General features: G+C 45.2%; 9 protein-coding genes. 4 read left to right on the plus strand and 5 right to left on the minus strand.

Going from position 1 to position 11,824, the window contains the following annotated elements; genetic code table 11:
* Positions 1 to 11: 11 nt before the first annotated feature.
* A complete protein-coding gene (locus tag BDT_RS18950; protein WP_015090268.1) occupies positions 12 to 1,916 on the plus strand; it encodes a methyl-accepting chemotaxis protein in 1,905 nt (634 codons plus the stop codon).
* Positions 1,901 to 2,815 (plus strand): hypothetical protein, encoded by a 915-nt coding sequence (locus BDT_RS05515; RefSeq protein WP_015090269.1) that lies wholly within the window; start codon positions 1,901 to 1,903, stop codon positions 2,813 to 2,815. Before BDT_RS18950 ends, BDT_RS05515 begins: the two co-directional genes overlap by 16 nt.
* Before the next feature lie 54 nt (positions 2,816 to 2,869).
* On the opposite strand, the gene BDT_RS05520 is transcribed toward BDT_RS05515, so the two are convergent.
* From BDT_RS05520 to BDT_RS05535, 4 genes are all read right to left on the minus strand, one after another.
* A complete protein-coding gene (locus tag BDT_RS05520; RefSeq protein WP_015090270.1) occupies positions 2,870 to 5,236 on the minus strand; it encodes an NHL repeat-containing protein in 2,367 nt (788 codons plus the stop codon).
* A gap of 108 nt (positions 5,237 to 5,344) precedes the next feature.
* Positions 5,345 to 6,967 (minus strand): hypothetical protein, encoded by a 1,623-nt coding sequence (locus BDT_RS05525; protein ID WP_041577141.1) that lies wholly within the window; start codon positions 6,965 to 6,967, stop codon positions 5,345 to 5,347.
* Between the two features lie 132 nt (positions 6,968 to 7,099).
* Positions 7,100 to 7,792: a hypothetical protein gene (locus BDT_RS05530; RefSeq protein WP_041577143.1), complete on the minus strand. Its 693-nt coding sequence runs from the start codon at positions 7,790 to 7,792 to the stop codon at positions 7,100 to 7,102.
* 96 nt (positions 7,793 to 7,888) lie between these two features.
* The gene (locus BDT_RS05535) at positions 7,889 to 9,574 is read right to left on the minus strand and encodes an alpha/beta hydrolase (protein ID WP_015090272.1); all 1,686 of its coding nucleotides are present in this window, start codon (positions 9,572 to 9,574) and stop codon (positions 7,889 to 7,891) included.
* A gap of 210 nt (positions 9,575 to 9,784) precedes the next feature.
* Here BDT_RS05535 and BDT_RS05540 point away from each other — a divergent pair, with 210 nt between their 5' ends.
* Positions 9,785 to 10,216 carry a hypothetical protein gene (locus BDT_RS05540; protein ID WP_041577145.1) on the plus strand — a complete coding sequence of 144 codons (432 nt, stop codon included), beginning with the start codon at positions 9,785 to 9,787 and terminating at the stop codon, positions 10,214 to 10,216.
* Positions 10,217 to 10,266: 50 nt separating this feature from the next.
* On the opposite strand, the gene BDT_RS05545 is transcribed toward BDT_RS05540, so the two are convergent.
* Positions 10,267 to 10,599: a hypothetical protein gene (locus BDT_RS05545; protein ID WP_015090273.1), complete on the minus strand. Its 333-nt coding sequence runs from the start codon at positions 10,597 to 10,599 to the stop codon at positions 10,267 to 10,269.
* Between the two features lie 213 nt (positions 10,600 to 10,812).
* Here BDT_RS05545 and BDT_RS05550 point away from each other — a divergent pair, with 213 nt between their 5' ends.
* Entirely contained in the window at positions 10,813 to 11,799 is a 987-nt protein-coding gene (locus BDT_RS05550) for a hypothetical protein (protein ID WP_041577147.1), read from the plus strand.
* Positions 11,800 to 11,824 lie beyond the last annotated feature (25 nt).

The following is an 11,824-nucleotide window of genomic DNA, read 5'->3' on the forward strand; positions in this document are numbered from 1 at the left end:
AATTTACTAAGATGGGATTTCGAAAGAAGCTGCTGGTTTTGATTTTTTCGGCGATCGGTTTGGGTTCTACGGCTTTGATTGTTACGGGTTCCATGGCGACAAGAAGTGCTCTTGAAAAGCAGGTGCAAGAGCAGCTGCTTTCACATGGTCTGGAGGCCAAAGCAAATGTTGTTGGCCATTCTCAGAGACTACTCAATTATGCTCTGCAAGTTCAAGACAGCCGGTTGATCGAAGGAATGTTTATTGCCTACGAGGGAGCCTTTTATGGGGCTGCTTTAGTGCCCGGTAAAGATGTGCAGGCATATACTCCGGCCTTCGAGATTTTAAATAGGACGTTCTTCGATAGAACAAAACGTATGGCACAGGACTTTAGCTTTGATGATATAGTTTTGGTGTCAACAAATGCGCAAATAGTTTTTTCTTTGGCAGATTCTAAAACCTCATCTGTGTTTCTAGGGAAAAATTTGGTCAACGGCGCTTTTAAAGATCTAAAAATTGGGTCTTGCTACCGTGCCGCTCGTGATTCAAAAAAAAGTGATCTGATTTTTTCCGGGTTTGGTGTAAACCCCGAGCTTAAGAAGGTCGTAGGATTTCTCTGCCAGGCAAAAAAAGCAGAGTTCGACCACTTGGCAGATGGGGTCAAGAAAGGTGATACGCTGGGGGTCGTTATATCCAAGATTAACATCGAGGCGTTAGAGGAAAGTGCCTCATGGAAATTTGGAGCGGGAAAGACCGGAGTTTCGTATCTTCTCGGATCTGACCAGATTCTTCGAACTAGCTATAGCCCATCCCAAGGTAGGAAGATTGATGCCGCTCTGGCCATCCAAGACGATTTGAAGTTTGACAGCAAGGCGATTGAAATTGCTCGCAGTGGAAAAGAGGGTGTTTTGACTGCAGCTAATCCTCTCGGTTTAGAAGTGATTTCTTTCTCTTCGCCAGTAGAGGTTTTTAATGAAACCTGGGTCCTGGTTGCAGAAAAAGAAACTAGCGAAGTGTTTGCTCCGGTAAAGAATATGATCTGGCTGTTGGTGAGCCTTGGGGCCTTAATATGCGCAGGCATAGGCATTGTCAGCTTCTTTGTCTTAAGGTCTTGGATTGAGCAGCTTCGTGGCATCAGTGCAAAGATGCTTTCGACTTCGGAGGTTATTAGCGCGAACGGTGGGCAATTGAACAGCTCTTCAAGCCGAATGTCTGAGGGGGCTTCTCGTGGGGCTGCGGCGCTAGAGGAAACAGTGGCGTCTCTTTCTGAAATTTCTTCAATGGTCGACGCAAATTCGGTCAATGCGCAGAAGGCCTACCAACTGTCTTTGAGAAATTCAGAATCTGCTTCGCAAGGATCGGCGAAGATTTCCCAGCTCATTGATTCGATGAGAATCGTTGCGGAGAGAGCGGGAAAAGTTTCTGAAATTACGATGGTGATAGAAGATATTGCCTTTCAAACAAACTTATTGGCGCTGAATGCTTCGGTCGAGGCTGCGCGTGCGGGCGATCAAGGAAAAGGATTTGCAGTCGTTGCAGATGCGGTCCGGGCCTTAGCACAAAAAAGCTCGTCGTCTGCTAAAGAGATTTCGGTATTGATTCAAGACACAGTAGTAGTAGCCAATAAGGGCCGCAAAGAGGCGGATGAGAGTGGTGATGTCTTGTCTGGTATCATATCCTCTATTCAGCAGACGACAGAAATCAACCAATCAATCTCAGATGCTTCACGGGAACAAACTACTGGAACGAGAGAGATATCTTCGGCAATGAATAGCATTGATCAGCTGACCCAGCAAAATGCGGCCTTGGCGATCAGTGTCCAAGAAAGTTCTGAAGAGCTGTCGCTACAAGCTAAAAATTTAAAAGTCGTTTTTGCGGACTTGAATTCGTTTTTGAATGGGGACAAGCGCGGGGGACAAGAGTGTCAAGGCAGATAGTATTTACGAGAGATCTTTCTGGTGGACAAAGTGTTGTCAGAGAACTCGCGCGCTCTCTTCAGGTCGCCGGTAAGTTGCGCTCTAACAGAGACAAGGTTGCCGGGACATTGCGACGGTTATGCCTGCAGGATACAAGAATAAGGCAGGATAAGTTGTTGTCGCAGAATTTAAGGGAACAGATTGTCTCACCGTACTTATTGGACTATTTGAGTGGTCATTCAGAGCAAGCTGAGTTTTTTGGACAGGCGTTGAGTTTAGAAGAACCTTTTCGGTTCATTTATAATAGTTCCGACTTTAAAAATTCAATTGGTCAAACGCAGGACAGCCGACTGTTTTATGGAGGCGTAAAGCACGCTAGTACCTTTGCATGCATACTTGCCCTAGACAATAGGGAGGCATTGGAAAGTGAGTTCTGGGGCCTGCGATATTTTCCAAATGAAGGCATTTTGACAACCATCGCAGGAGGAACTCATCGAACACTTGCTCATTTGATATTTGGCGACTATGTTTTTACCCCGAAACATCACGTTATCTGCAAATCCCAAGATTTACCGATTGCTTCAAGTGAATTCAATGAAGTCCTTTCAAAGTTTCGTAATATCGTGGGTATCCATAGTGTGAAAATGGACCTAAATCGAGGATCCCAAGAGATTGATCTTTTGGTCCGATTTGTTGAGGAGTCTGAATCTGAATTTAAGGAGTTTTGTTCTCAATATATTTCATTAGAGTCGAGTTCTAGAGAATATTCGCTACACCCCCTTAATTTAAGGGAGTTGTTGGAATTTCGGAATTCATACCTGAATTGGAAGCAAATGACCGTGATCCGTAGATTTCAAAGACGTATTATGCAGTCTGCCGACATGAGTCGATTTGAAGTGTTTTTGGCCAAAGTGGCATAGCTTCTAAAGCAAGGCGTCTTTGCATCGAGGAGCTGTCGCTCCATTCTTCATGAGCTATTGTGATGGGATCTCGAACTTTAGTATCCGATTGTTAAGATCGTCCGTTACCCAAAGATTATTCCCTGATGTCGAAAGATGGATGGGTTTTCCAATGCTTTCATTGTCTAGGCCATTTTTATTTGGGGTGTTCGAGGTAAAATCTGGCTGTCCGATGACCAGATCTGCTGCCTGAAGATTCTCAGTTGGAAGTTTATTGTAGACTAGGATTCGGGAATTGCCGCCATCAAGGACGATAAACTTCCCTGACGAAGTCATAGCAAGGCCCCGTGGAATGTTTAAGGATCTTGCGGAGACGACGCCACCTATGCCATTTGTGTCACTGTTTGCCGCGTTGTTATAGAAGTTAATTTGACCCAGCACGATGTCGGCGGGTTGCCCCGTGACCGAAGGGAATGTGTTCCATATCAGGACACGATGGTTAAAGGCGTCAGAAATCGCAAGTTTTTCGCCGTTGTTGATGCATAAGCTGGCATAGGGATTTTTCATTCTGGCAGGGGACATGCCACTGCTTATAGAAGCAGTATTGGGCTGCCCCAAGATTACATCGGCGGGGGCATTATTTGTGCTTGGGATTGAATTGTAAATCATGACGCGATGATTGTAGTAATCAGTTATGATGAGCTTTCCACCGCACAGTTCAACATGATACGGATTTCCAATGCTTGATGCGGAGGGTCCCCCGAAGTTCAAATTTCTTGTTGTCATCGTAGCTTGACCTAAAACAACACTTGCGGCGGCGCCGTCAACTGTTGGGATGGGATCGTAGATTAGAACTCGCGAGTTATTGAAGTCTGCAATAACAAGAATATTGCCGTCCGAGGCTACGCTGTTCGGCTTATTTAAGCTGATTGCAGACGGCGGGTTAGCAGCACTTCTGGTGGCCATGGATGCCTGCCCCACTACAATATTGGGTTGTTCTTGGTTAAGGGGGACTGTGTTGTAGATGAGCACTCGGTTGTTTAAGTAGTCGGCAACAAATAGCTTGTTCCCGACAACTTTGCTGTCTCGTGGCCAGTAGAAGCTATTGCCATTCAGTATAGTGCCAGTATTGGCGCTTAAGTTTGACGTAAAGTCAGGCTGCCCAACCGTATGATTCGCAGCCACGTTGTGGGCTGTAATAGGCAAAGTATACATCATCGATCTAAAGTTGGAGTCATCCCCAATGAAGAGATGTGTTGATGTTGCAAAGAGTGACCTTGGAAGGTTCAATGTTCTGCTTGTGGGCGTGCTTCCTTGATTGGCGGCCGCAGAAGTCATAGCTGTTTGTCCTATGACGTAGTTTGCGGCGATATTGCTAGTGATGGGAAGGGGGCTCCAAATTAGCACTCGATTGTTACCTGGATCTGCTAGAAAAAGAGAGTTGTTTTGTATGAATGAATGTCTAGGGGAGCGGGCGGACGAGGACGATGGGGTAGAGCCTCCGCCAGCGTTGGGAGAAGTGCCATTGAAATTTGGTTGCCCCAGGACATGGTTGGCGGCTTGAGCATTTGCTGTTATCGGGTTTAGCCAGATTAAAACGCGGTGATTTCCCGTATCAGAAACATAGATTATGTTGTCGCTAGCGGATATTCCTTCTGGAGCATTAAGATTGGCGTCCGGGCTTCCGGCGGAATTGGCAATTTTAGTTGTAAAAGAAGTTTGGCCTAAGACAAAAGATGCGCTGGCTCCGTTTGTCGTCGGGATGGTATTAAAGACGAGGATTCTATGGTTCGAGGTGTCGCAGATGTATAGCTTTCCATCGTGTATAGCAACCGCTGACGGATGGTACAGCGTACTTGCTGTTGGAGGCGAGGCTGAAGTATTTGTCGTAAAGTTTGTTTGGCCGATAACCACGTCGGCCTTTGCAAAGTTGTCAGTTGGTAAAGAATTGTAAATAAGGACCCGGTGATTTTTGGTGTCGGCAACAACAAGTTTTGTTCCATCTGTAGCCAGGCCGCGGGGTTCATTGAGTGTGTAGGCGCTTGTCGAAGCAACAATTAGCGAAGAAGGTGCAACCTGTCCGATGACTCGATCTGCAGGTGCGCCATTGGATGAAGGAATTTGATTGTATATTAGAATGCGATGTCCTTGGGAGTCTGCAACTACAAGCTTATTTCCGATGACTACCTGACTTAAATAGGTTGGGTCTCCGATGCCGAACCCGTGAAGAGCCTGCAAATTGGTATTAAAGTCAGGTTGCCCCACGACTTGTGTTGCCTTGAGACGGGATGGTGTGGGGAGTGAGGGCTCCAGGGACGGGGCCGATTCCGAGCCTTCATCAAGTAGTTGGACTGTTATCATACAGCCGGCCAAGGTCCATGACATCAATAATGCCAAGATCAATTGCAGCCAGTTGTTCTTTTCGTCGACAAAGTTCCACATGACGTAGCTATCGGTGCAAATACGAGGAGTCTTTACGAAATACCAATGAAAAACAGTTTCTTATTTATTATCTTTGTATTGTGAAAACAAAGGCGGGGCTTTGCTCCACTACCTTGCTCGTTCGAAACTTGTATCGCTAAAGCCATTTAACAAATGTCGAGCTTTCCTAGAAGCATTGTACACACGTCTTTTCAGTCGGCTGATCACGCCCAATGGCTTATGATAGGAAATATTTCCGTTCCAAGGATTGAAGCTAAGGTCCTCACACACTTTCGAGTTCCCCACGATGTCCTGGTCATTAATTTTTAGGATTCGCAATGTTCCAGCTTTGACTGGAGGTGATACTCTTTTTTGATAGATTCTTTTCAAATACGAAGCCCGTTCTCCGGAATAGATCTTCCACAGTGGATTTCCAGGAGATGGAACGACGGAGCTGATCCATTCATCGCGCTCTCGTTCGCTTCTAAACCAAATATCTGTTGAATCTTCAATATTCGTACTTAGCTGATCGCGATATGGCTGTAAATACAGACCATAGCAAAAGTCTTTTTGACTAAGACTTTGCTGAAGATTTTTACGTAGATAGTTGGCGGGATAGTCGTTGGAAAGGTGGTCGTCAAACGGAGGTGTTGTGTATTTTGTCCTAGGTGAAAAAATATCAGCATAGCTCCGAACTTGCGACCACTTTGGCCATTGTTGTGCTTGTTCTGCGTTGAAGTCTTGCTCTTGACCTGGGCAAGCTTCTGGGCGCCAGAAGTACTTTACGGCTCGGCGTGCGCCGGTGGGGCCCAGGCGAGATGGCACCATCGAGAAGTACTCCTGATAGAGAGGCGACTGGATGATGCTGCCGTTGACCCATAGTGCTTGGCGGATTTCCATTGCTCCAATGCCCGTTGAAAGAATAGACAGCCCTTCACGCAGCTTTCCCGTGATCGGATTGCCAAAGTCGACGGCGCTGTCGAGAAAAAATTCGTTAATTTCTGTATACTTCAGGGCTGTTCTTCGTTCGTTGACAAAGAAGGTAGGGAAGTTGATTGATAAAATATCTAAAGATGTGGATCTATTCAGGGAGCCGCTATCTTGTTCGTGGAGAGGCAAATTGTGTTGCATTGTGCCCGGCGCAAGAATTTTAACTGCAAAGCCACGTGCATCCGGTAACTTGTCGGGACGATTCATTGGGTGTCCGTTGGAGTACCTAACAATGACATCATGATGGCTGCCTGGCTGAAAAATTCCCAAATCGTCCGAATTTGCCAATATAGAGGGCATTGGGCCTGGTTTGTTCAGTCCTTGGGTCTGCTCCGATGCGCGTTCTTGGCGAATCTTTTCAGTTGCAGTGTTGAAGTCCTGTTGCAAGGATTCATTGATAGATAGTTCGCCCTTGTAGCAACCGTGGGTTTTGCGGTGTACGTCCCGAGTTGCATACGGACCTTCTTGTGGAAGATCTTTATAGACTTTTGAGTATTCACCCGGGGTGCCGCGTGCCAGTTCTCTTTTATATTTAGCTAGATTTTCATTTGCAGTTCTTATTTTAAATTGTCTGTGTACAAACGTGCGGATGACGGCTGCGACCTGTTCGAAGCCGATTTCTTCATCAATTTGAGCTGTTTCTAAGGCGGTATCCAAACTATCAGGACCATTGTTATCAAGGCCGAGATACATTGTGGATGCAAAACCCAAGATCAGAAGAAGCAGGAGCGTATATAAGAAAGACTTCATAAGGTATTTCATTGCAAAAACTCCTTTATGAACCATGCAAGGTTATGAATGGAGATGCAATGGGTGTACCGAGTTGCTTTCTTCTTGGAATAGTAGAAGGAACTGAGGTGTCAAAATAATGGACGGACACCTCAGACATGGACATTAGATTTCTAGTAAGGGGCAGTGCTTTTTTACAAAGATCTTGAGTTCCGAATCGCTGTATTTTAACGAAGGCTCCCCAGAACCGTATTTGAAGATATCTTTGTTTTTGATCCGGCAGGTTCTGTTACGTAGGTCCAGAAGTTGCGCTGTCCGATCCGGAAAACTTGAAGGGGACGAGCCTGTTTTGAATCCTAAATCTAGAAGTAAGCCATTAAAATTTTCGATTTCGACACCGCCGTTGTTATTAGGCGAGATATTAGGGGAACGGCGCAATGTGGCTCCGGACATGGCCAGGACTTCTGCGTCTTCATAGTCAAAGTAAATCTCATGGTCAGAGGTTGTCGATACTATTAATCGGCGATCTACATCGTTCCATCGGTATTTCGGTGCTTTTGCCTTGCGCGGAAAAAGATAGAATTCACGAGCGCCGGTCATTCGGCTTTCGGAGCCTGCGCCAAAAGAGTTGAATATCATAAACCTCCCGGAAGAAGTGAAAAGATAGCTTCGATATCGCGGATCAAAGTTTTTATGATTCCTAATAGAGACGTAGCAGGTGTTGCCATCGGCAGAAGGAAATCTTTGAACTTGAATGCTACCTTTTTTTTCAGAAATTCTTACGCAATCGGTGGTGTCTGCAAAGGTTTGAATGCTAAATAGGCTGAATGCGAGAATCGACTTTACTAGAATGGGCATAGGATTAGACCTCCAAAAATGGTTTTACCGTTTTTGGAGGTTCTGTCATCTTAAATATCATCAATGGAAAAAAAAGCATCAGCAAGAGAACATTGATTAAGCTGCGGGGGCGTTTTCAAAGCCCTCGTTCTTTTGTTCCTTTTGACGCTTTTCGCGTTCGATTTTTTCCAAAATATGGGCAGGAGGACCTTGTTTTTCCGGGACAGTGTAAACATCGGTCGGGACGGTGGTGCTGCGCTGGCGAGCCCTTTCGGTAATAGCCTCTAGCATTTCAAAGTAAGAACTTAGAAGCTTGTCTGATGGCCGACCTTTTTCGGGATTCAGAGCATCAATTTCTTCTTTGTGTTTACGATAGAAGAACTCGTTCCAAGTTTGAGTGTGCTTTAAATTCCTTGCAAGAGCTTTGTCTCGTTGAGGAATAACGTATTTTGAATAATTTGTAAGAAGCTTTCTGGCCGTGATATTATCGCCTTCCGTCATAATCTTATAGATGGCTTCGGCAGCGGATTCCCTATTTGGATAGAGGGTATTAATCCAACTGTTGAAGGAAGCTTCTCTGGCATATTTGCGGGCAAGTTCTTTTGGTTCAGGTAGCACAAGGAAATTAGAAGTGGCTTTGAGTTGCTTTTCGTTAAAAAGAGATTCCCCAGCTACCTGAAGCATTGATCGAATAACGACGTCGTGGCCATTTTTATCTACATGCTCGAAGATATAGTGGCCTACGCCAGGTTCAATGACCACTTCTGCGCCTGCTAAAACGTTGTGTACGGCCCTTTCCATGTCATAAGTTCGAGGGTCTTTTGTTGGTAAACCACGGTGGTCCAGAGGACCGGGGACATATTCCTCACGTTCCCCGGTCACAACCAAGACTTTAACTCTCGGATTCACGACAGTGGGGTCTGGGCTTTGAGTGGTTGGTGGACGATGCCAAGTGTGTTGGGAAGAGATGGCGCCAGCCCAGGCGGAGCCATCTTCATTGACGATAACTTCTCCCCAGAGTGCGCTCATATGAGCAGTTTTTTCAATGAACCAATCCTTAAGCTCTTTTGTAAATCCTGCGGGAGAGATCATAGCGATACCACTTAATGATTCGTTGTGTGGGTACCTTTTAAAGTATTCTGCCATTACATCAGGTCCGAACGAGTGTCCGACAAGGTAAACTGGCATGTCCTTTCTGGCCGTCTTGCGTATGAAGGTATCTAACATTGCATAGAATACCTTTGCGTCTCTCATTTTAGGATTGCGAGATCCTTCTGAGTGATACGGCAAGTCTATAGAGATCATCGAATATCCCATGGCGGCCATTTTGTTCATCTTGTAAGCGAAGTTGATGCCGCTGGCCTTATTTGTCCCGGAACCATGAAAATAAATAAAGAGACCACGGGATTCAGGGTCAACTAAAGGAAGCTCACCTTTTTGGTTTGGCAAACCGGTCGCTGTGAAGAAAATGCGGGTATCGAACTCCTTAGAAAAGATGGATCGAACAATGCCGGCCTTTTCTGATTTCTTTTTTTCCTTCAGATAGTGATAGTCATTCAAGTAGTTGAATTCTTCTTGGGTAAAAGAGCGTGGATCTTTTTTGAAATGCCATCTATAGACATTGTCGAAAAGACGGCGAAAGTATGGTTTAGGAGCTAGGGGGCTCGTCCCTTTGGAATCGAGTGCTTCGGAAAAAACCGCACTACACTTTTCAGTTCCTAACGAAGTCGCGGGGTAGGCACTGGTGAATAGAAGTGCTGATGTGACCAACATGATATTTATGAAGAAAGATTTGTTTGGCATAAGATACTCCCAGCGAACTTGTTTAAGTTATGCAGTGCCAGTTACATGCCAAGGCCGATTAATTTTTTCCTGTCGTAATTTGAAATTAATATGTGCAGACATGCCGGACATGGATGCTGGCCGGATTTTATTCTTTTCTTCACTTTGTATTTGCGCATGGTAGTGTTTAGTTAGATAAGCCAAATATGAATATTTTTCGAGGAGGATAAAGTGCTGAAGTGTCTTGTGACTATGCTATTGGTTTCCGGTTTTGCCATGAGTTCATTTGCTGCGGATAAGAAGGGGACGAAAAGAAAAGTCGCTTCTGATGAAGTTCAATGTTCTGCTAGTCCTGGTGATGGCGTTGATGTCGAGTATGTGGCACGCAAGATCAAAGAATCGGAGTCGTGTTACGATGCGAGCTATATTGTTGAAGGTTGCGGCGTTGGGACATCTTTGGATAACGTGATGGTCGAAGTTGCTGTGTCCGTTTGTGATAAACTCACAGGAAAGCTAAGTAAATCTGATACAGAGTTAAAAAGATTGATGAATGCGAGATGTGCTAAAGTGTGCAATCCGGATCGTGATGGCACGATGTGTATTTCCCGAGTCGCATATTGTAGTCTTGCTGTTTCTAAGTTCTTGAACTCGGTTAGTCGATAGTTCTAATATTTGACGAGGTCGGCTGCTGTAGACCTCGTCAAATATCTCTTTTATTCACATGTTGCTGAATATTCAGCTTGAATGCCGTCTTTGCCTTTTACAGTGATCAGATAGTTTCCGTTTTCATCAGAATCTACCAATGAAATTCGTCCGTCTTTGCTGAGATTCAATGGTGTTTGAATAGATGATAGCAGCCTAGCGTAAGTAGGTTGCCCCTGAGTTGTTACCAGCAAGGCCGTTGTACTCATTTCTTCTGTTGCATCCGCTAGGATCACAAAAGACATGGATAGATCTTCGACCCGGCAGTTCAAGATTGTTGTGATTTCATAGGCATGCACAGGAGTTGTGAACATCCACAACACAATCGCAATTAAGAATTTCATAGCATTTCCTCCAGTTCGGCATATTTTTATATGCGATATTGATGCCAACGTTTAGTTTGCAAATTGGTAATACGTGGAAGCACCCAATATCTGGTCAATGGCGTTTCCCGCCTGGCTTCATAGGTAGACCAGAAACACAACACAAGGCACACCGCTATTGAATCTGAGTACTTATACCGAAATATGTACCTACAGGAATTTGAGGGGGATGCTATGAAACGTTCTTTGAACAATCGCGGTATTGCATTGGTTCAGGTGATGATTGCGATCGGATTGATAGGAGTTATTTCTCTCGGTGTAATGACCTTGGCCGACAATATGTTTAAGAATCACGAGAGGGCTTCTAGGCTTCAGGAAGAGCTGGAGTTTAGACAGACCTTGATTAAGCACTTTTCTGATCAGGCGAGCTGTACGAATAGTATTAAAAATATTGGACCGGCAGGAAGTGCATCTGGTGACATTGCGGCAGGGGCAACAGGCACACAATCAATTAAATGGGATGGGTATTTTTGGGGAACTTTACGTGGATCAGATGGCAAGTTGATCAATTGTCCCTCTGCTCCTGCAACAACGAAGTTTTGTCCTTCCTATAACAATAACACAGAGCTTAGCTTCGGTAAAATTCGTACGAATCGAGTTTCTACTTTGAAGTACGATGCTACTCCGGGATTTAAAATGGCCGAGCTGACTTACGGATACTTGTCTGCTTCTGGGGAAGATAAGACTGGAAAAATTAAGATTTGGACAAAGGTGGATACGGCAGGACGCATTGAGTATTGTGCAGGGGCGGAGTCTGTTGACTATGACAAAGTGACAGCGACGATTTGCGAGCAATTCAATGTCGATGGAAAAAAAGGCGTCTATAATCCGATTGCCAAATCTTGTACGCTAGAAGCGACACATACGACAATCGTTACGTCTCCGGCGCCAACCGGCACGCCGGTTCCGCCAACTGGAACCTATGCGGTTGAGGTAGTTGGCTTTAATGGTCCACAATTCGAAAAATCGTGTCCAAATGGGGTGTCGAGCTGGAATCTTTCTTATTCGAAATGCTTCGGATTTTCAGGCACCTATCCAGGGATGGGGGACCAGGCTCAGTGTACGCTTTCTGGGAATGCGGTTCGATGTACTCAGCCCGCTTGTAATCAGGGGGCTTACTTGACTACAGAAGGTATCGTTAACTGTAAAAATGGTTCTTAGTGAGGGTGAATATTCTCCGTAGCTA

Source organism: Bdellovibrio bacteriovorus str. Tiberius, from assembly GCF_000317895.1.
Lineage (GTDB): Bacteria > Bdellovibrionota > Bdellovibrionia > Bdellovibrionales > Bdellovibrionaceae > Bdellovibrio > Bdellovibrio bacteriovorus_F.